Below are 21,240 nucleotides of genomic sequence, written 5' to 3'. Positions count from 1 at the left end.
CAGTTCAGTTGAGACTCTAAATTTTTGTGCGTCACTACCTAAGTAGCTTCGCTGTTAGAACTCAATCTGTACGAGTGCCCACACAGATGATTGCTTCATATTTTTAAAGAACAGTATAACTAACCTTGGTTAGTTACCGCAGCCTTGCTGCGAAGTGGAGCGCCATATTAACCGCTTCACTTTTAAAGTCAACTAGAAAATTTAATTTTTCTTAATTAAGCTTTCCGTTTGGCTTCCCCTTCACTTGGCTCGTTGCTTTTCAGCGTTGTGCACCGTGTCGGTGGATGCGCATTATAGGGAAATCGAAACCCAGCGCAACCCCTTTTTTGAAGAAAAGTGAGAAAAACAGTGCGTTCGAATGAAAATCATACCAGAAGGCGCAAAAATGCATGTAAAACATGCAATATTGCGCTTTTTACGGGGCTGGAGATCTATAGAGCAAAGCTCTACACTGAACTCAGTACCGAGAGTAGCGGTAACAGCAGGTAAAAAAGGGATACTAAAATGACAAATAAATACAAAGGCAGAAGTTATAAAGGCAAAACCCCAAAGTTAGCCGCCGGCGTGTATGTAGATGAAAGCGCCGTTTTGGTTGGCGATATAGAAGTAGGCGAAGACAGTAGTGTCTGGCCTTTGGTCGCAGCGCGAGGAGACGTTAACTATATAAAGATTGGAAAACGCACTAACATTCAGGATGGCAGCGTATTACATCTTACTCGTTCCAGCGCTTCAAACCCGGATGGTTACCCTTTGATCATTGGAGATGATGTGACCGTTGGTCACAAAGTGATGTTACATGGCTGCCAGCTGGGTAATCGCATCCTGGTGGGTATGGGCGCGATCGTTATGGACAATGTCGTAGTTGAAGACGATGTGATCATAGGAGGGGGTGCTTTAGTACCACCAAATAAACGCCTGGAGTCGGGCTACCTGTATGTTGGCAGCCCGGTTAAACAGGCTCGTCCGCTCAACGAGCAGGAGATTGCGTTTCTAAAGACATCGGCGCAGAACTATGTCGAGTTAAAGGATGACTACCTGTCAGAGCTGGACTAACTCTATTTCTCCTTGTGCCGAGTATGCTTCATCTTCTATAAGCTGCTCGGCTTGCATTTCGTAATCAAACTGGTGTGCTTTAAAATGCGTGAGCGCCAGCTCTCTTGGTAGCGCTGTCGCAATCACACAAGAAACCAGCATCCCCGATACCATCGCAGTGAATACCAAGCAATTGCGTGTGTCATCGAAGTGAATATCATCATTGATCAGTATCTGTTGATTCATAGCCTGCCCTCTTTCATTGCATTGAGCACCGGGGCAACCTCAGGCATTTTACCTCGCCACAAGGCAAACGCTTCAGCGGCTTGTCCCACCAGCATACCCATACCATCCACACAGAGCGCTTTCGCATTATACTCAGCGACCCAAGCTAAAAAGGCAGTTTGTTGATCGCTATAAAACATATCGTACGCGAGCGAACAGTTACTAACATGTTGAGGGGCGATATCAGGCACCTGCCCTGTGACACTCGATGACGTTGAGTTAATCACCAGATTATAGTGCTTATCGGGAATGTCATTTAGTGCAACGCCCTGCACCTCGCCATATTCAGCAAACAACTGGGCAAGTTGCTGTGCTTTTTCTGCGGTACGATTGGCAATCACCACACTCGCCACCCCGGCCTGCAAAAGCGGATAAACACAGCCTCGCGCAGCGCCTCCCGCGCCAATCAGCAGGACTGTGGCACCTGATAAGGTATCAATATGGCGCAGTAAGTCAGCAACCAGCCCTGCACCATCGGTATTGTCACCCAGTAATGTTCCATCTGGCTGTGGCATCAACGTATTGACCGCACCGGCTAACCTGGCCCGTTCCGTCAACTGACCAGCCAATTGATAAGCGCGCTCTTTAAAGGGCAAAGTGACATTGGCACCCAGGCCACCTTGGGCAAAAAATTCCATTACAGTCGATTCGAATTCAGATAATTCAGCCAGTATGGCACGGTACTCAATGACCGAATTAAACTGGCCAGCAAATTGCGTATGAATGACAGGAGATTTAGAATGCTTAATCGGGTTTCCAAAAACCGCGTATTTATCCATTGAACGGCCTAACGATATAGTGATGTTATATGAAGCAGTTAATTAAACGCATCTTTAATCAAGATGCAAGTGACAATCCATCCTCAGATGCAACACACCAGGCTCCGACGCCAGAGAAAACGCCATATGAGATCATCGGTGGCGAAGCTGGCACCCGAGCGCTCGCCAACCGTTTCTATGATATTATGGAAAGTGACCCCCACGCTAAACCTTTATACGATATGCACCCGTTACCACTGGATCGCATCCGTCAGGTATTTTTCGAGTTTCTATCCGGCTGGCTCGGTGGACCAGACTTATTTGCAGAGCAATATGGTCACCCCAGACTCAGAATGCGTCATATGCCATTTACAATAAATAAAGACCTCCGCGATCAGTGGATGTACTGCATGGACAAAGCCCTAGATCAGGAAGTCGACAACCCTTTGTTACGAGAAGGATTGCGAAAATCGCTGGCTCAATTAGCCACACACATGATAAATCACGACTAAAGTATTAATTTTATATTAAATTAGCGCAATAATTTTTTGCGCTAAGTCAAACTGCTCTGGTTACTAAACACGCATAATAACGGCTCTGCTTTTTTAAGGTGCGATGCGTGTGAAATCCATTCAACATAAAATTTATGCGTTGCTTGCCATTACAGGCGTACTGGTGCTGATCGCCAGTATTTTAAGTAACTCAAGCCAACAAAAACAACTGGCCGAAGAAACCGTCGAGACCAATATTCGCTTATTGGCAGACAATTATTTCGATTCGATCAATACCATGATGCTTACCGGCACCATGGCAAACCGCGAGATCCTCAGCGATAAGATGCGCAATCACGACAATATTGAAGACGCGCATATTATTCGGGGAGATAAAATCAATAAGCTGTATGGTATGGGTAACCCCAATCAGCAACCCACCAGCGAGGTCGAGCGGGCAGCATTACGGGGTCAGGAAACCCTGGTTATTGAACAGCGCGATGGCAAACGTATCATGACTTATCTCAAGCCGATGGTCGCAAAAGAAGACTATAAAGGTACTAACTGCCTCGGTTGCCATCAGGCCCAAGAAGGCGACGTGCTAGGTGCAGTGCGGATCAGTTACTCTCTTGAAGATATTGACGACACCGTGCACGACAACACCTGGATCAGCACAGGTTTACTGACGGGCATCTTTGCTACGACGTTTGTCATTCTGGGTGTTATCTTCCGCAAGCTCTTTATTGTGCGTCTGAAAACGCTGGGTCGCACAATGCGCCTGGCAACCCAAAACAAGGACCTGTCATTGCGTATTGACGATACCATAGATGATGAACTGGGCCGGCTGGCCATTAACTTTAATAAAATGATGGCCTCGTTCAAGGAAAACATTGCCCAGGTGTCCGCCTCGTCGCATGTCTTGATCCAGTCTGCGGAACAAATCTACAACGCCGCCGACACCACAGAACAGGCAATTCAGGAGCAAAAACAAGGCACAGATTCGGTTGCCGCTGCGATCAATGAGTTGGAAAGCTCGTCCAGTGAGGTAAAGAACACCACTCATTTTGCCTCTGAAAAGTCTGACAGCAGTAATCATCTGGCAGAACAGAGCATGGCGGTCGCTGAGCGCACAGAGCAGAGTATCAATCAGCTGGCACGCGATGTACGTCAGGCAGCCGATCAGGTCAGTCAGCTACAGACCCAGACACTGGAAGTAGGAAAAGTCTTAGAAGTGATCAGTAGTATCGCCGAACAAACGAACTTGTTGGCACTGAATGCTGCCATCGAGGCGGCGCGAGCCGGTGAAGCAGGTCGTGGGTTTGCAGTGGTTGCAGACGAAGTGCGTACCCTGGCCACCCGAACGCATGACTCAACTGACGAAATAAAACGCACCATCGACAAGCTGCAAAACGAAGCCGCACAAACGGTCAGTGCAATGAGCGCGTCTTGTGAGGAGGCGGATGACCGCGCCATGCAGGTGAAACAGGTGGCACAGGCTCTTAAGGACATTTCAAATCAGATGCATGAGATCAACGCACTGAATGTGCAAATTGCCGATGCGACGGAGCAGCAGAACCTGGCCGCAGAGGAGATCAATCAAAGTGTCGTGGCCATCCGTGACAACGCTGAGCAGTCATTAATTGACGCCCATGGCAGCAAACAGATCAGTGAAAACCTGCTAGAGCTTGCCCGCTCTTTGGATGAGCAGGTACGCAGTTTCCGATTGGAGTAACACTACCCTGATACTGAAAAAGGCGCCACCGGCGCCTTTATTATACCAATTTGCTTAATTAAGTGTTCTATTTTGAGGCGAGAAAATAGGGTCGATAACAAGGCAAAAATTTTGCTATTTAGTTGTTCTAAATAAGAAATTTTTAACGCCGTTAGCGCCCTATTTGCTCCGTCAAATTGAACAGGTATTAAGTGAAATTGGTATTATTATGTAGTCGAATTAGTCATCTAACGATGTCATAGCCAGCCAGTCTCGCGGACGCAAAAAGTGCTTGTACAACAAAGTCTCTGGCGCGTCATCGGCTGGCGTAAAATCATATTCCCAACGTGCCAGCGGTGGCATCGACATCAGAATGGATTCTGTCCGCCCACCCGTTTGCAAACCAAACAAAGTGCCACGATCCCAAACCAGGTTAAACTCGACATAACGGCCACGACGATATAACTGGAACTGACGCTGTGCTTCGCTGAACGGCGTATTTTTACGCTTTTCCATGATTGGCACATAGGCATCCAGGAAGCCTTTACCTACCGCCTGCATAAAGGCAAAGCTGGTGTCAAAACCCCACTGGTTCAGATCGTCAAAGAACAAACCACCCACACCCCGGGTTTCTTTACGATGCTTGAGATAAAAGTAATCGTCACACCATTTTTTATAATCATCATAGACCTGCTCCCCAAACGGCTCACACACCGCTTTGGCTACACCGTGCCAGTGCTTGACATCCTCAAGCACCGGATAGAATGGGGTCAAATCGAATCCGCCACCGAACCACCAGATAGGTTCTTCGCCTTCTTTTTCTGCGATGAAGAAGCGCACATTGGCGTGACTGGTGGGAATATGCGGGTTTTTAGGGTGGATCACCAAAGATACACCACAGGCATGGAAGCTGCGCCCTGCCAGTTCAGGCCGGTGGGCTGTGGCGGAAGCTGGCATAGAGGCACCATACACATGGGAGAAGTTCACGCCCCCTTGCTCAATTACGGCACCGTCGCGCATTACACGCGTGCGACCACCACCGCCTTCTTCACGCTGCCAAGCATCTTCAATAAACTTGCCGCTGCCATCCGCCTGCTCCAGACCCTGACAAATTTCGTCCTGCAGGGCGAGTAAGAAGGCTTTAACGGATTCTAGGTTTACCTGATTCAACGCCATTAACTCCTTATGATTTTGCCACTTAAGGCATCACGGATCTGACTTGGACTGGTTTGTTTACCCAGCTCACCCGCCTGATAAAATGCCACCCGATCACCAAATGCCGCCTGAGCTTCTGCCAAGGTCTTAGCCGGCTCTTCGCCACTGAAGTTTGCACTGGTAGAAACAATCGGTTTGCCAAATGCCTGACACAGCTCTTTAACAACAGGATGATCGGTCACGCGAATTGCAACACTCGGGTTGCCACCCGTCACCCACTCTGGTGCGCTCGCTTTTACTGGTAACAGCCAGGTCACCGGGCCGGGCCAGGATGAAAATATTTCTGCGCGTTTGTCCTGCGGGATTTTACTGTCATCGACGTACGGCAGGCACTGAGCAAAATTATCGGCAATGAGGATCAGCCCTTTTTCTACCGGGCGGTCTTTCAGTGCCAACAGCGCATGGACGGCTTGTTCATTATCGGGATCACAGCCCAGACCAAAAATGGCTTCGGTCGGGTAACAGATCAGCCCCCCTTGTTGTAATGCTTCGACGGCATTTTGGGGTAACTGACGTTGCGTATCTTGTTCGCTCACTGAGGCTCCTCAATTGTATGCTGACAAACTTTCTGCGGGCATTGTAGCACAGCTTTTCCACCCCGGTGTTTTTGCACCATGACGGGCCAGCCGCAGGCCTCACAAGCGTGTGCTATTGGTGGGTGGTTAACGCTGTACTTGCATTGTGGATAGGTATCGCAGGCATAGAAAAACTTGCCGTACTTATTCTTACGTTTATGTAAGGTGCCTTTATGGCATTTAGGGCAAGACGGGCCTGGTGCTTCTTCCGGCTCTTCATCGTGAGCTATGTAATGACACTGAGGATAGCCAGTACAGCCAATAAACATCCCATAACGGCCATTACGCACGACTAAGGGTTCACTACATAAGGGACAGGCACTGTCTTCGAGTACCTTGATATCATGGTTATCATGATGGGCGATGGCACGAATGTAGTCACAAGCGGGGTAACTGGCACAACCCAGGAAAGGGCCCGACTTACTGTGTTTGATCACCAGTTCAGAGCCACACTTGGGGCATACTTCATACTCCCGCTCCAGGGCATGCTGGTCTGCATTAAACAACGAATGATCTATTTTACTCATAACAAGTCCCCGTCTACTTCACCCCAATGGCTGTGCATTCGTAATAGTATCAAGGGAAAGTGATATAAGGAACAAAGAAGCGTCAGTCAGGCTGTACGCCTGACCCAACGAATTTGTGCCCTCTGGTGAAAGTAAGGAGATTAATGCAGCGGACCTGTGGGTTCTTCGAAGATCAGATCTTCCATCTGCGCATAGGCATGTTCCTTGCCAGGCACATTAAACAGTACCATCAGGATCACCCATTTTAAATCGTCCAGGCAGATGGCCGGTTTATCCAGCGCACATAAACGGTCGATGACCATTTCACGGGTGGTACTGTCTATCACCCCAATTTGCTCAACAAACATTAAAAAGCCCCGACATTCGATGTCCAGCATGGTACATTCTTGCTCAGTGTAGATCCGGATCGCGCTATCCGGGCGGGCGTTTAAATAAGGAATTTCATCAGACTGCTGTAAATCGGCTAGTTGCTCCAGCCAGTCCAGTGCTTTATAAATCTCGTCTTGATTGAAACCGGCCCCGACCAGTTCATCTGTCAGTTCATTTTGCTCGACGAAGATATCCGCTTCGCTGTGAATATAGTTCTCGAATAAATACATTAGGATATCAAACATAATTAACCCCTCGCTAATTTGATGTAGCCGTCTAAAACGCGTTCTACTTTGTCTTCAAGCTCAAGGTCCAGCAGTCTGGCAAGCACCTTCTCTACTGGCCACTGGGTCCTCTGCGATAAGGTATCTACACTGGTTACCTCAAAGCCGAGATTTTGCAATACGGGGCAGTGCTCCTGTTTTTTGTCACTTTCTACTATATATAGACCGTTTTCGGAGAAAAATCTTACCTCTTCGAGAATATCCTCGACCCGCTCGGTTAATTTTGCACCGTCTTTCAATAAATGGTGGCACCCCTGAGATAAGGGGTTGCGGATCGACCCGGGCACCGCAAACACTTCTTTGTTTTGCTCCAGCGCATAACGCGCGGTGATTAAAGAACCACTCTTTATTTCGGCTTCAACAACCAATACCCCAAGTGACAACCCGGAAATAATCCTGTTACGACGAGGAAAGTGCTCCGCCTTGGGCTGACTGCCGGGGAGAAATTCGCTGATCAATAGTCCCTGTTCCGCTACCTGCTGATATAGCCGGCTGTGTCTGCGTGGATACACCACATCGACTCCGGTACCAAGCACAGCCAGGGTCGCCCCTCCCTGACTCAACGCGCCCTGATGCGCCGCGCCATCGACGCCCCTGGCAAGCCCGGAAGTCACAGTCATACCCACATCACTGAGCGCGCGACCAAACTCTCTGGCTATATCCAATCCGGTAGCTGTGGCATTCCGACTCCCTACAATGGCAATTTGTGGTTGAGATAATAAAGACAATCGCCCTTTACAAAAGAGCATCAAAGGCGCACTGCTGATCTGTTTTAATAATGGGGGATAGGCGGCATCAAAGTAACCAACCAATTGAATATGCTGCGCAATACACTGCTGAATAAGGGTCTCGACAAAATGCCAGTCTGGCGCCTGCAGGTATTGGATTGCTTCCTGAGGTAACCCAACTTCGCGCAATCTGAGTGGCGAAACAGTAAAGAGTTCGGCGGGCGCGAGATGTTGAATGGCCCGCTCCAGCGTCGTGCTGCCCAGCCCGGGACATATCCTCAATACCAGGCTGTGACGTAAATCCAATGTTGTCATGCTCCCTCCCTGAGCTTGTTGTCGTGCTGAAGTTAATTCATTCAGCTTGCCCAAACAAGAGAAGGACCTTAGCGGCTGCTAACAGAGTCTCCTACTCGCACGGGCTGGCGTGTCTTAGTGACCATGGCATAACTGATATTGTCATACACTTTGAACAGCATCAGCTCGCCAACCTTTTCCTTTGGCATGTGCCAGACGACACTGTCTTCATCATTGTCTTCCCCAAACCATTCACTGACTTCGGTGATGACTTTATCCAGGCTGCTGGCATCTTCGATATAACTGGGGCCAGTCTCCTTTTCAATCACTGTAGGTGACTGACGATGGATTGCAAGTACGTTCCCCTCTTGCAGGTCGTCTTTACGACCTAAGTCGATAACCACAACAGCCATGGTACTGAACTCGCGCAACTTATTACTGCTGGCGATGATATTGCCAGAGATAGCCTGCATCGGTTGAGTCATTTTGAAATTCGCAGAATAAGTTTGTCCGCTGGATATGGGCATCAGTACATCACTGGGCTTCACTTCACGACGAACCGACTCAATCTTAACGGTACTCGGCTCACCGGCTTCAATGTTGCCAGTTCTGATCACCCGAGCCGTTCCTACCAGGATCGACTCATACGCCAATATCGCACCGTTATCAGGATCCCGATAGGCATCTCCCTTACGGTATATACCATAATTGCCACCACGCGGCAGATCCCCTTTAACATACAAAAGATGACCTTCAATATTCATTTTGTAGTTAAAGTTTGATCCCAGAACCATTGGCAGCTCAGCAAAGTCACCAGCACCCAGCGCTTGCTCAAAACGCATAAAAGGTTCCATTACCGCCAATGGTAACGTAGGTATAGCTTGATTTTTATCGCTTACGACACGAACCTGAGGGGATAATCGACGTACGCCCTTAGCCAGACTCAAGCGCGGATTGCCTTCACTGTCGTAGTGCAGCGATAACACGTCCCCGGGATAAATCAGATGCGGATTTTTGATTTGTGGATTCCACTGCCACAATGCAGGCCACTTCCAGGGACTGTTCAGATACAGACTGGAAATATCCCAAAGGGTATCCCCTTTTTTAACAACATAACGCTCGGGCGCACTGGTTTTAACCGCCAGCGTTTGTGCTAAGGCAGGAAAAACAGCACTCGTTGCCAGCAAAAGGGCGGCAATATGAGATTTCATGCAGGCTTCCTTGAGTTATTTTTCGATATTATCCACCAAAACCTGTTAAAGGGGAACGTGAATGGCTAAAATAAGAGCATACATTACCCCATTTAATTCAAGTGTAAAAGGTATCTATGGCTAAGTTAGCAGTACTGAGTTTTCCTGATGAGCGTTTGCGCACGGTTGCGAAACCGGTTGCCGAAGTAAATGACGAGATCCGCCAGATTGTCGCGGATATGCTGGAAACTATGTATGAAGAAAATGGTATTGGCCTTGCTGCTACGCAGGTAGACATCCACCAGCGTATCGTGGTGATCGACGTTTCAGAGGAACGCGATGAACCGCGTGTGCTGATCAACCCGGAAATCATTGCCAAAGATGGCTCGACTATCAGTGAAGAAGGCTGCTTATCTGTGCCTTACTCCTATGCCAAAGTCGATCGCGCTGAAACCGTGAAAGTAAAAGCCCTCAATGAACATGGCGAAAGCTATGAGTTTGATGCTGATGGCTTGTTGGCCGTTTGTGTTCAGCACGAACTGGATCACCTGCAAGGCAAGTTGTTCATCGATTACTTGTCGCCGCTGAAACGCCAGCGGATCCGTAAAAAAATCGAAAAAGAAGCCAAACTGGCGGCGCGCGCGTAAGCGTGCCGTTTCCAACTACAATTACTACCTAACTGGAACCTCAAGTGAGCAAATCTCTGCGTATTGTCTTTGCGGGCACCCCGGATTTTGCTGCCAAGCATTTGGCAGCGCTAATCGCATCACACCACGACGTTGTTGCTGTATACAGCCAACCAGACCGCCCAGCCGGTCGCGGCAAAAAACTCAAAGCCAGCGAAGTAAAAACCCTGGCACTGGAGCACAACCTGCCCGTCTACCAGCCACAATCACTCAAGTCTGACGACGCACAGTCAGAGCTCGCCGCGCTGAATGCCGATGTCATGGTGGTCGTGGCGTATGGTCTGCTGTTACCCAAAGCCATTTTGGATACACCACGGCTTGGATGTCTGAATGTACATGGTTCAATTCTGCCACGCTGGCGCGGCGCGGCGCCCATTCAGCGGGCTATCTGGGCTGGCGATAAAGAGACCGGTGTAACCATTATGCAAATGGATGAAGGTCTGGATACCGGCGATATGCTGCACATTGCCACCTGTCCGATTGATGCAAACGAAACCAGCGCCAGCTTGTATCACAAACTGGCTGAACTCGGGCCTGATGCATTAGTAGAGACACTGAACAAACTGGCCGAAGACAAGCTTAGTGCCGAGCCACAGGATGACGCACAGGCCAATTACGCCAAAAAGCTGTCTAAAGAAGAAGCCAATATAGACTGGGCAATGGACGCGGTACAAATTGAACGTAACATCCGCGCCTTCAATCCCTGGCCAGTTTGCTACACCCAGATGCAAGGCCAAACCGTGAAAGTCTGGCAGGCAAGCGTAGTTGCACAGCAAGGCACACCCGGACAGGTGCTTAGTGCCGATAAAACCGGCATTACCATTGCCTGTGGTGAGCAAGCACTGACTATCACACAACTTCAGCCTCAAGGTAAAAAGCCCATGTCAGCACAAGACTTTTTAAATGGCCGAAGCGACTGGGTAACTCCTGGTAGCCAGGTGGGTGCCTGATGGCCAACGTACGCGCGCTCGCCGCGCAAACCCTGTTTCAGGTTGTTGATAAAGGCCAGTCTCTGACGGCCCAACTGCCCTATGCCAGCCGTCAGTTGCCAGTAAAGGACCGCGCCCTGTTACAACAGATCTGTTATGGTGTCTTGCGTTATTTGCCAAGCCTGGAGCACTATTGCCAGCAACTACTTGAACAACCACTTAAGGGCAAAAATCGGGTTTTTCAGTTTTTATTGTATGTCGGTATTTATCAGCTACAACATATGCGAGTGCCCGCTCACGCAGCCGTCGCCGAAACGGTCAATGCGGCCAATAAGCTGCAGGCGCCGGGCCTGAAGGGACTGATCAACGCGGTATTGCGTAACTTTCAGCGCGCTCAGGACACGTTAGAAGCCAGTGCCGATGCCATCCCGGTATGCAAATACAACCATCCGGGCTGGTTTATCAAAAAGCTACAGGCAGCTTACCCTGAACAGTGGGAAGAGATTTTAACAGCCAACCAGCAGCAAGCACCGATGTGGTTACGCATTAACCAACGCCTGTCGAGCACCTCAGACTATGCCGCGCGCCTCGATGCCGAAGGCATTGCCCATACTCTGGACCCGGACTTTGTGGATGGCATTTTGCTGACCAAACCTGTGGATGTACAGCAGCTACCAGACTTTGCTCAGGGTGCCAGCTCAGTGCAGGATGCCGCAGCGCAAATGGCAGCCCGTTTACTCGACCCACAAGATGGTGAGCACATTCTGGATGCGTGTGCCGCACCTGGTGGCAAAACCTGCCATATTCTGGAACAGGCCGATGCCAATGTGATTGCTTTGGATGCCGATGGTGAGCGCCTGAAACGTGTCGACGAGAACCTTAAACGTCTGCATCTCAGCGCCCAATGTCTGGAAGCCGATGCTGCAAATCCGGATAACTGGTGGCAGGGCGAGCAATTTGACCGTATTTTGCTGGACGTACCCTGCTCGGCAACCGGTGTGATCCGCCGCCACCCGGACATCAAATGGTTGCGTCGTGCAACCGATATCGATGAACTCGCAGCGCTACAGGCCAGCATTTTAGATGCCATATGGCCTCTGTTGAAGCCCGGTGGTACGTTAGTGTATGCAACCTGCTCCGTACTGCCCCAGGAAAATGCTGAGCAAGTTACGGCATTTTTAACACGTACCCAAGGTGCTCAGCTTATGCCTCTGCATGACCAAGACACGCAGGAAAAACCAGGGCTGCAACTGTTACCAGGCCATACCGATGGCTTTTATTACGCACGGCTGAAAAAACAATAATAGCGCTAGACTAGCTTATGAAAATCATCATCTTAGGCGCCGGACAAGTCGGCGGTACACTGGCCGAAAACCTGGTCGGCGAACAGAACGAAATAACCGTCGTAGACATTGACGGAGAGAGACTGAGGGAATTGCAGGACAAATATGACCTGCAAGGCGTAACGGGACACAGCGCACATCCAGATGTCCTCAGGCAGGCCGGTGCCGAAGATGCCGATATGGTTATTGCGGTGACCAGCTCGGATGAAGTCAATATGATTGCCTGTCAGGTGGCCTATAGTATTTTTAATACGCCAACTAAAATTGCTCGGATCCGCTCTGAGCAATACCTGAAGTATCGGGAGAAGCTATTCCATAATGATGACCTGCCAGTCGATCACTATATCGCACCGGAGCAATTGGTTACCCGTTATATTCGTCGTCTGATCGATTACCCGGGTGCACTACAGGTGCTGCAGTTTGCTGATGGTATGTTATCGCTGGTTGCCGTTAAAGCCTATTATGGTGGCCTGTTGGTTGGCTATGCCCTGTCTGCGCTGAAAGAGCATATTCCCAATGTTGATACTCGGGTGGCAGCGATTTATCGTCAGGGTAAAGCCATCAAACCTTTGGGTACCACAGTGATAGAGGCCGATGATGAAGTATTCTTTATCGCGGCAACCAAGCACATTCGTGCAGTTATGAATGAGCTGCAGAAGCTCGAACGTTCGTATCGAAAAATTATGATTGCCGGTGGCGGTAATATCGGCGCGGGATTGGCCAGATCGTTGGAGAAAAATCACAGCGTTAAGCTGATTGAGCGTAATCTTGACAGGGCCTCTTCTCTGTCTGAAATGCTCGACAATACGGTGGTATTCTGTGGAGATGCTTCAGATCAGGAGTTGTTATCCGAAGAGCACATCGAACAGGTCGATGTCTTTATCGCCGTCACCAATGACGATGAAGCGAACATCATGGCTGCCATGCTCGCTAAACGTATGGGTGCCCAGAAAACGATGGTTCTCATTCAGCGAGGTGCTTATGTTGACCTGGTGCAGGGTGGAGAAATCGACATAGCTATCTCACCTCAGCAAGCGACTATTTCGGCTTTGCTCACGCATGTCAGACGTGGTGATATAGTAAACGTCTACTCACTACGTAAGGGCGCTGCTGAAGCCATTGAAGCGGTAGCCCATGGTGACGAAAACACCTCAAAAGTGGTGGGCCGTGCGATTCGAGACATCAAGCTACCAGCGGGCACTACTATTGGCGCTATCGTCCGTGACGACGAAGTACTGATCGCCCACGATGACACCATTATCCTGTCGGGCGATCATGTCATCATGTTCCTGATCGACAAAAAGCAGATTGGCGTGGTTGAAAAGCTCTTCCAGGTCAGCGCACTGTTTGTGTAAGCGGTTATCTATCTAGCTGGTCTGGCTTTATGTCGATCAGCTAGCTCTCTCCTTCATCAGACAAAATCGACAAATCGATCAAATAGTCTTTTAGCACTGCTTTAATGGTCGTATCCGGACCCACAACCTGGATCCCTAAAGACACATTACCCTCTGCACTTTCTATAATACGACACACTTTGCCTTTTATCGCGGAGGCATTGTCGTCTTTGCCCTCAATCAGCACTTCACAGTTTTCTGACTCCAGATCGTCGGGCAAATGCTCTTTTTGAATATCAAACATCATGCCTGACAGAGAAATGTCTTTTATCACACCCACTTCATTGTAATCTGACAACTGTAATATAGCTGGTATTAGGGCTGGTACACGGGTTTGGGCACGCAGCTGATAAGTTTGTACTTCATGAGGGTAGTAAAGAAAAATAAGCCGCGCGGGGTGATTACTAATGGCTTTAATGTTCTCTTTGAAAGCAATGATCTGACCATCGCTGTCTTCTGGCAGGGCCCGGACAATGATTTCCGTTCCTGTCTTCACATAATCTGCCGCCGCGCCGAGTCGCTTAGGGTTGGGATAGTTTAAAATAATATACTGGTCTTCAAGCACCCCGATAAACTCTGTACGGACGCGTTTGCGACTCGCTGGCATCACAATTTCAATATCAATCAAACTGCCTGCCGGGATCTGCGATAAGTGCTTCCTGCTCCGTTGCGTTTTACGCTTTAACATCTTGTAACCCTACTAACGACTCTGCCCATAGTGTAGCAGTAAAATCCCTTTTAGATAACGGCAAGTACCCAATAAAGGGGCTGCTTAAGTCTTATTGCAGGTATCCTTTCAATAATACAGCAGCATCTCTGAGCGACATCATACGGCTTTGTGCTTCCAGCGTGCTTAACGCCAGGTGCTGCTCATAGTGCTCAGTGAAAAACAGCATAGGTTCGCCATTGCGCTTCGTGATAAAGGTAATCCCAAGCGTCTGTTCATGTGCACTGAGTGTCAGACGACCAGTTTGGTCTTTCATAACCAGAGGTGGCAAAGTGCGCGTTTGCCACAAGGCATTCTCGGAGATAATACCAATCACACACTCGCTGACTTCGACACCATCATAGCGCAAAAGTGGCACACTGCCGTGGGCCGACGGTAGACAATGATCATACTGCAAGCACCCAGCCCCGCTCATATACTGATTTAGCTGAGCCACACAGTTGGTTAAGTCACTGGCGCCGTCGGTCAGATTTACCTGGCTGACTATCCCTGCTTGTATTGCTTTATATTTATTTTGATGTGATATGGCAAACATCTCGGCCATTCCTCATAGTTTTGTTATCTGGCAACACCCACCTTCCTGTGTGGGTAGACTATAAAAGTAGGGATTTAACCCTGACGATACAAATATGACATCAGCGCTAATGAAAAAATGCATTTTTTGCGTTTTTTGATATATTTTTTTAACTGGAGTTAACCAAAGGAAGGCAAAAATTTACACAGCATCTCGTAACCACCTGATTTTAATTCACTATTATTATTTTAAAAGTGATGTTCTCAGATGAAAAAAATGCGTTTAATTTACAAATATACCTTTATCAGGGTCTATCAGTTTAGGGAATCACCAATGTGCGGGTGAGCAAGCGATAGGTATCCAAAGCCGTCCATGGCGGTGTATTCCGGCTCGGCCATCCACGGCTCGGCGCCCCCGGCACTCTCCGAGTGACGTTAAGTCACTCGTCGTCGCGTAGCGACCGTGCTTCACCCACGCCAGAATGTGGGGGTGAACAAAACCAGCAAGGTGAAGATCTCGAGGCGGCCGAAGACCATGGCGATGGTCAGGATCCATTTCGCAGAATCAGGAATATCACCATAATGTGCGGCTACATCGCCCAGGCCCGGGCCCAGGTTATTCAGACAGGCCGCAGTGGCAGAGAAAGCTGTAATGTTATCCAGGCCGGTGCCCAATAGTGCAATCATGATGATCACAAATACCAGTGCATACGCTGAAAAGAACCCCCATACCGCTTCCACAACTTTGTCGGGTAACGCTTTGCGGCCTAACTTAATAGAATAGATGGCACGCGGATGCACCAGGCGGTTAAGCTCCCGGATCCCCTGCAGATAGAGTAAAAACACCCGCACCACTTTCATACCGCCGCCCGTCGAGCCGGCACAGCCCCCAATAAAGCTAGAAAAAATCAGCAAAATTGGCAGGAACAAAGGCCAGGCTGCAAAGCTGTCTGTGGCAAAGCCCGCAGTGGTACTGATAGACACCGCCTGAAACAAAGCATGGTCCAGGGTTTCATCTCCATTGCTGTATACCTGCTTGGAGGACAGTACAGCAAAACATAACACCACCAGTGCCAGCTGAATAAACAAAAAGACTTTAAGTTCGGGGTCTCTGAAATAGACCTTGATATTACGACCCGCCACGGCGGCATAATGCAAGGAAAAGTTGGCCGCTGCGATAAGCAGGAAGAACACGCAAATGGCATTGATCATCGGACTGTCGAAGTAACCAATCGAGGCATCATAGGTTGAGAACCCACCGATGGCGATGGTCGCAAACGCATGGCAAATAGCATCAAACCAGCTCATACCTGCCCAGGCATACGCCAACGTACAGGCCAGTGTTAACGTCACATAGATATACCATAAGTGCTTAGCCGTATCGGCAATACGCGGTGTCATTTTGGAATCTTTAACTGGGCCTGGCGTTTCAGCCCGATAGAGCTGCATGCCACCTACGCCAAGCATAGGCAGTACAGCAACGGCCAATACGATGATCCCCATACCGCCGAGCCACTGTAGTTGCTGACGATAGAAAAGCACCGACTTAGGTAAATACTCAATACCCGTCAGCACTGTTGCACCTGTGGTTGTCAGACCGGAAAACGCCTCAAAAACGGCATCCGCAAACGACAGATTCGGTTCACTTAAGAAAATCAGCGGCACGGCCGCGAAGGCCCCTAGTACCAGCCAGAACAAGACCACAATCAAAAAGCCCTCTCTGGCTTTCAGATCGCCCTGCTCTTTGCGGTTCGGGTAGTAGGCCATCAGGCCAATCAGAACACTAAAGATAAATGCCAGAACAAACGGCACACCGCCGCCGTCCTTATAGATCAAAGACACCAGCGCCGGTGGCACCATGGTCAGACTAAAGAGCGCAACAAGCTGTCCGAGTATCTTTATAATGGTACGAAATTGCATAGCGCGATTCGCGAGTTATTGTAATTACACCTGATTGTCTAATACATCACTCGGTTAGTAAACCGCGAAACCCCGCTCAGGGCTCTTTGAGGGTCAGTGAGACTGCTCCATGAGTAAGATCATATACTGACGCGATGGCGGCTTTGGCCTCTCTGCTGTCGAGTTCAATTTCCCACTGAATCGTCGCGCCATACTGTTTATCTATACTTAGTACGGTGTACTGGCTACTGAAGTGCTGCTCTATATTCCCCTGCAGCGCATAGTCAGATTCACCTACCAACTTGCTTGCGGGGATCTTTATTTGAGTAGGCAGCGTATCCAGGGCATTGTTGAGCGTCCCGCCATAGGCCCTCACCAAGCCGCCTGTTCCCAGCTTAATACCGCCAAAATAACGGGTTGTTACCGCGGTGATCTCACCTAACCCGGAGCCGAGTAACACGTTCAGCATCGGCTTACCTGCTGTACCATTAGGTTCCCCATCGTCTGAAAACCCCAGTACATGGCTGCCGCCCGGCGCACCGGCGATATGGGCCCAGCAGTTATGTCGTGCATCCGGGTATTGCTCATTAATGGCGCGAATAAATGCTTTGGCATCAGCAATCGTCGGCGTATGGGCAATATGCACAATAAAAGTACTTTTCTTAATTTCTTCGTGATGAGATATGGGACTGCTGGGAATGGCGTATTCAGACATGGGCATTCAACAAAAAACACTGGGAGCACTTGGCTCCCAGTTTAACACAGTTCAGTTTGGCACAGGACAAAGCTTAGTCCAGCGCCAGATCCCGAGTCATATTTTCAAGATGATCATCATGAACAATAATATTATCTTCGATACGAATGCCGCCATACGGCTTAAACGCGTCAACCTTGTCCCAGTTTACATACTGTTTGTTATCGGTTTGCGCCAGCTCGCCCAGCAATGAATCAATAAAATACAGGCCAGGCTCTATCGTGAATACCTGGTTAGCTTCAATCTTACGCGTACAGCGCAGGAATGGATGACCTTCCGGCGGTGCCTGATGTGTCCCCAACTCATCCGCCATAAAGCCACCCATATCGTGCACTTGTAAGCCTAGATGGTGGCCCAGACCATGCGGGAAGAAGGTAGACGTAACCCCCTGCTCCAGGATCCCTTCTACACTCAGGCCGCGCACCAGATCGAAATCTATCAGCACCTGAGCAACACGCTTATGGCAGTCAAGGTGCAACTCACCATACAATTTACCCGGCTGTAATGCCTGACCCAGTTCAATCTGATGGGTGTTCATCACCTTGATCAGGTCGGCAAACTCTCCCTTGCGCGCAAAGTCATAGGTACGGGTAATATCAGAAGCATAGCCATTAAAATTGGCACCGGCATCGATCAGGAATGACACATGCTGCTGCGGAGCACGGCGCTCAAAATGGGTATAATGCAGAATGGCGCAGTTTTCGTTTAATGCCACTATATTGCCATAAGGCGTGTCATTTTCCATATGCTCAGTGGCTTGCAGGTAAGCCTGCTGAATGCCATACTCGGACTCTTTGGCATAAAAAGCATCCCGTGCAGCCTTATGACCTAGCACGGCAAGGCGGTTTGCTTCGCGCAGACAGGTAAGCTCATAACTGGTCTTGTAAGCACGATGGAAGTGCAGGTAATTCATCACCGGCTCAGGGTTCATCTGAGTGAAGCCCAGTGCCTGTGCCACCTCAAGATACTCACCAATATACGCCAGGCTGGCTTTGTCATACGGTAAGAATTGCTCAACCTGATCAGGCTGCAGAAGCAATTGAATATCAAAGTAGTCGGCCCAGAAGTCACTCGGCTCATCCGGTACTTTGTGCCAAAAATCCACCGGACGGTAGAAGATCAGCTTAGGTTTATCAGTGCCATTGACCACCAGCCAGCAGTGCGGATTATCGATGACCGGTAACCATGCTTTGAATTGAGGGTTCACCTTGAACGGATAATACATATCATCCAGAAACTGGCGTTTGGCTTGTCCTGAGTGGATCACGAGTCCATCCAGGTTCTCACGTTCAATAATGGTCTTTGTACGCTGTTGCAGCGTTGCAATATGCTCAGCATACAAGTTTGCTAATTGTTCCATTGGTGTACCCATTTTTATTTAATTCGCTTGTGACTGAGTCTAACATAGCGCTACCGATTTAAAGAAGTAAAGTGGGCTGCGGTCGGCCTCGCTGTTGCGAGACAGACCAACAAATCTGTGTTTACTTACCACCGATCTGCATGTCCAGGATCCCAGCCAGGATATTGCCATCCCGCCCCAATTTAGTGTGATAGACCTGACGATACGCCATCACGTTCTTCACGTAATCACGCGTTTCCCGGTATGGGATCAACTCTATCCATAACTCCGCTGGCATAGCTTCTTGTGGGATCCAACGCTTCACCCGATGAAAGCCGGCATTATAAGATGCCGTAGCGAGGATCTCATTGCCCTTGTTCTTACCTTTAAGATAATCGAGGTAATCTGTGCCAAGGCGAATATTGGTTGCTGGCTTCATCAACTGGCGCGTAGATACCCTTGATTTAGCGACATATTTAGCTGTGCTGGGCAGTAGCTGCATCAGCCCATATGCATCCGCATGCGAGCGGGCATCCGGGGCAAATGAACTTTCTCTGCGGGCGATCGCAAAACTCCAAGCCAGGTCCACGTCATGACGCTTGCTGTAACGTTCAAACAAATCATCGAACGCCATTGGGAAACGCAGATCCACATAGTTCCAGGCCTTGATCTGCGCCAGGGTATAAATGGTGCTGTCATACCAGTCGAGCTCGGCCGCCAGTACCGAGGCCGCCAGCTTTTCCGCTGTACTTGAGGTATTGGTCAGATAATTCCACTCACGCCGTGCAGCGGTGAAGCGCTCCAATTCGTACAACGCCTTCGCCCGCTTAAATCCGGGCGCCTGCGACACTTTCGCAACAATACTGGGCGGCACATTGAGTGGCTCGGCATTGAGTTGCGCGGGTAAGTCCAATCGCGCAGCAGCAAGGAAACCATAGTAATCACGTTTTGGCGCAATCTCCCGCCACAAGGCCTGAGCCTTTTCCATCTGATTACGTTTGGCATAACTGTAGCCCAGCCAGTATATTTGCCCGTTACTTAAGTTATCCATACCCGTGAACAACACCGCGATCCCTTCCCAGTCCTGTTCTTTGAGCATGTTACTCATCAGCCACTGGCGCAGCTTCTTGTCCTGCATCTCCTTAGGGACTTTATTCAACCAGAACTTCGCCTGCTCATGCCCTTTGGACGCCAGCGCCAAAGCAAAGCGATAGGCCACACTATCGTGCTGCGCCTGGGTAAAGGTAAACATCGCCTGCAATTTGTCCCAGGCCCGCAGTGCCAGCTTAGGATCGCGCCAGATCAAGCGGCGCAAACCATACACGGCAATCTCAGCCTCTCTGGCGGTGCGCTTCTTATAACGGTATAAGCCTGCTGAGGCGCTGGGATCGCGACGCACCTTAAGATATAGATCAGCCAGATAGGCTTCATTGCGCGGCAGCAGGGTTTTCAGATATTTCAGCAAAGAGGCCTGGCCACCCTGCGCTGCGTGGGTGATCCTTTGCCATACCAACTCTTGTGTCCGATACCCGGCTTTTTGCCATTGACTAAACAGCTTGTCACAGGCTTTCGGCTGTGATTTACCAACCACCCACAAAGGCTCCACCTGATCCAAAATGGCTTTTTCCGGCGCCCCCAGATCAAGTTGAAACTGTAAATAGGTACATTTCAGTTCCGCATTGCTGGTATCCTGATAATGCTCAATAAACAAGGCTTTTTTGTTGCGCCGCTTAAGGTAGCTCAGCCAGCTCTTGCGTACCATCCAGTCCAGTGGCGTATGATCATATATTGACAAAAAGCGCCCAATCTCTTCCTGATACTTAAGTTTTGGATGACGCTTATAAAAGGTAGCCTCAACATAAGGCTTTAGAGGATGATCGAGTTCTTCAAGCGATCTCTTAAACGCCTGATAGTTACCACTCCAGGCCACCCGCTCTGCATCTTTAAACGCCTGGTGTGAGTCAGCTGCATACCCTAAGTGACTCCAGGCCCCACCACACACCGCAAGGCAAGTGGCAGCTAAACGATTAAACCATAGTTTCATCATGCTTTAACTTTCATTCTCTTCGTTGGCAGTCAATGTTCTGGGGTGTCTAAATTGCTTGAGGTAAAGGCTCACTCCAAAACACCTTCCTTTCTCTGAGTTCCCTGCCCGGGCGCACTATGTGCAGTCTGAACAGCCATATCAATAGCATCA

21 protein-coding genes are annotated in these 21,240 nt (G+C 49.4%); 7 read left to right on the top strand and 14 right to left on the bottom strand.

The features are described 5' to 3' along the window. Positions 1 to 504: 504 nt before the first annotated feature. Entirely contained in the window at positions 505 to 1,053 is a 549-nt protein-coding gene (locus NH568_RS23190) for a gamma carbonic anhydrase family protein (protein WP_253110935.1), read from the top strand. Here the strand turns inward: NH568_RS23190 and NH568_RS23185 are convergent. Then, on the bottom strand, positions 1,039 to 1,278 hold the full coding sequence (locus NH568_RS23185) for a DUF1488 domain-containing protein (protein ID WP_130245879.1): 240 nt from the start codon (positions 1,276 to 1,278) through the stop codon (positions 1,039 to 1,041). The two genes, NH568_RS23190 and NH568_RS23185, sit on opposite strands and share 15 nt — an antisense overlap. Continuing rightward, positions 1,275 to 2,096, bottom strand: coding sequence for a shikimate dehydrogenase (gene aroE / locus NH568_RS23180; protein WP_253110934.1), 822 nt, complete (start codon positions 2,094 to 2,096; stop codon positions 1,275 to 1,277). Before aroE ends, NH568_RS23185 begins: the two co-directional genes overlap by 4 nt. A gap of 29 nt (positions 2,097 to 2,125) precedes the next feature. Between aroE and NH568_RS23175 the strand changes: the two genes are divergently transcribed. Continuing rightward, a complete protein-coding gene (locus tag NH568_RS23175; RefSeq protein WP_253110932.1) occupies positions 2,126 to 2,587 on the top strand; it encodes a group II truncated hemoglobin in 462 nt (153 codons plus the stop codon). Between the two features lie 103 nt (positions 2,588 to 2,690). Further along, positions 2,691 to 4,298, top strand: coding sequence for a methyl-accepting chemotaxis protein (locus tag NH568_RS23170; RefSeq protein WP_253110930.1), 1,608 nt, complete (start codon positions 2,691 to 2,693; stop codon positions 4,296 to 4,298). Between the two features lie 219 nt (positions 4,299 to 4,517). Here the strand turns inward: NH568_RS23170 and hemF are convergent, their stop codons facing one another. The 6 genes from hemF to NH568_RS23140 all read right to left on the bottom strand — a co-directional run bounded on the left by hemF (position 4,518) and on the right by NH568_RS23140 (position 9,480). After that, positions 4,518 to 5,453, bottom strand: coding sequence for an oxygen-dependent coproporphyrinogen oxidase (hemF, locus tag NH568_RS23165; protein WP_253110913.1), 936 nt, complete (start codon positions 5,451 to 5,453; stop codon positions 4,518 to 4,520). Next, a complete protein-coding gene (locus NH568_RS23160) occupies positions 5,453 to 6,028 on the bottom strand; it encodes a Sua5/YciO/YrdC/YwlC family protein (RefSeq protein WP_253110910.1) in 576 nt (191 codons plus the stop codon). Before NH568_RS23160 ends, hemF begins: the two co-directional genes overlap by 1 nt. Beyond that, entirely contained in the window at positions 6,025 to 6,594 is a 570-nt protein-coding gene (locus tag NH568_RS23155) for a topoisomerase DNA-binding C4 zinc finger domain-containing protein (protein ID WP_058796812.1), read from the bottom strand. Before NH568_RS23155 ends, NH568_RS23160 begins: the two co-directional genes overlap by 4 nt. A gap of 140 nt (positions 6,595 to 6,734) precedes the next feature. Next, positions 6,735 to 7,208, bottom strand: a complete 474-nt coding sequence (locus tag NH568_RS23150; protein WP_253110907.1) for a DUF494 family protein — start codon at positions 7,206 to 7,208, stop codon at positions 6,735 to 6,737. A 2-nt stretch (positions 7,209 to 7,210) separates the two neighbouring features. Beyond that, complete coding sequence (gene dprA, locus NH568_RS23145; protein WP_253110904.1) at positions 7,211 to 8,290, bottom strand: DNA-processing protein DprA; 1,080 nt, start codon at positions 8,288 to 8,290, stop codon at positions 7,211 to 7,213. Between the two features lie 68 nt (positions 8,291 to 8,358). Next, positions 8,359 to 9,480 (bottom strand): LysM peptidoglycan-binding domain-containing protein, encoded by a 1,122-nt coding sequence (locus NH568_RS23140; protein ID WP_253110902.1) that lies wholly within the window; start codon positions 9,478 to 9,480, stop codon positions 8,359 to 8,361. A 116-nt stretch (positions 9,481 to 9,596) separates the two neighbouring features. On the opposite strand from NH568_RS23140, the gene def reads away from it, so the two are divergent. From def to trkA, 4 genes are read left to right on the top strand one after another with little or no spacing between them, the layout of a single operon-like run. After that, complete coding sequence (gene def / locus NH568_RS23135; RefSeq protein WP_138550122.1) at positions 9,597 to 10,106, top strand: peptide deformylase; 510 nt, start codon at positions 9,597 to 9,599, stop codon at positions 10,104 to 10,106. A gap of 44 nt (positions 10,107 to 10,150) precedes the next feature. Then, entirely contained in the window at positions 10,151 to 11,095 is a 945-nt protein-coding gene (gene fmt / locus NH568_RS23130) for a methionyl-tRNA formyltransferase (protein ID WP_253110899.1), read from the top strand. Beyond that, positions 11,095 to 12,378, top strand: a complete 1,284-nt coding sequence (rsmB, locus tag NH568_RS23125; protein ID WP_253110896.1) for a 16S rRNA (cytosine(967)-C(5))-methyltransferase RsmB — start codon at positions 11,095 to 11,097, stop codon at positions 12,376 to 12,378. The genes fmt and rsmB overlap by 1 nt, the downstream gene beginning before the upstream one ends. 17 nt (positions 12,379 to 12,395) lie before the next feature. Further along, the gene (gene trkA, locus NH568_RS23120) at positions 12,396 to 13,772 is read left to right on the top strand and encodes a Trk system potassium transporter TrkA (RefSeq protein WP_054016216.1); all 1,377 of its coding nucleotides are present in this window, start codon (positions 12,396 to 12,398) and stop codon (positions 13,770 to 13,772) included. Between the two features lie 40 nt (positions 13,773 to 13,812). Here trkA and NH568_RS23115 read toward each other — a convergent pair whose 3' ends face one another. From NH568_RS23115 to NH568_RS23090, 6 genes are all read right to left on the bottom strand, one after another. After that, a complete protein-coding gene (locus tag NH568_RS23115; protein WP_253110893.1) occupies positions 13,813 to 14,499 on the bottom strand; it encodes a flagellar brake protein in 687 nt (228 codons plus the stop codon). Positions 14,500 to 14,590: 91 nt separating this feature from the next. Beyond that, positions 14,591 to 15,073 (bottom strand): hypothetical protein, encoded by a 483-nt coding sequence (locus NH568_RS23110; protein ID WP_253110876.1) that lies wholly within the window; start codon positions 15,071 to 15,073, stop codon positions 14,591 to 14,593. 446 nt (positions 15,074 to 15,519) lie between these two features. Further along, entirely contained in the window at positions 15,520 to 16,971 is a 1,452-nt protein-coding gene (locus tag NH568_RS23105; RefSeq protein ID WP_046004757.1) for a TrkH family potassium uptake protein, read from the bottom strand. A 76-nt stretch (positions 16,972 to 17,047) separates the two neighbouring features. Continuing rightward, the gene (locus NH568_RS23100) at positions 17,048 to 17,665 is read right to left on the bottom strand and encodes a YigZ family protein (protein ID WP_253110873.1); all 618 of its coding nucleotides are present in this window, start codon (positions 17,663 to 17,665) and stop codon (positions 17,048 to 17,050) included. A 73-nt stretch (positions 17,666 to 17,738) separates the two neighbouring features. Further along, positions 17,739 to 19,064: a Xaa-Pro dipeptidase gene (gene pepQ / locus NH568_RS23095; RefSeq protein ID WP_253110870.1), complete on the bottom strand. Its 1,326-nt coding sequence runs from the start codon at positions 19,062 to 19,064 to the stop codon at positions 17,739 to 17,741. 121 nt (positions 19,065 to 19,185) lie between these two features. Continuing rightward, the gene (locus tag NH568_RS23090; protein WP_253110950.1) at positions 19,186 to 21,087 is read right to left on the bottom strand and encodes a transglycosylase SLT domain-containing protein; all 1,902 of its coding nucleotides are present in this window, start codon (positions 21,085 to 21,087) and stop codon (positions 19,186 to 19,188) included. Positions 21,088 to 21,240: the final 153 nt, after the last annotated feature.

Origin of the sequence: Pseudoalteromonas sp. XMcav2-N, from assembly GCF_024124545.1 — a bacterium.
GTDB lineage: Bacteria > Pseudomonadota > Gammaproteobacteria > Enterobacterales > Alteromonadaceae > Pseudoalteromonas.
The sequence above is the reverse complement of the archived record's forward strand: the minus strand, read 5'-3'. Positions and strand labels throughout refer to the sequence as shown.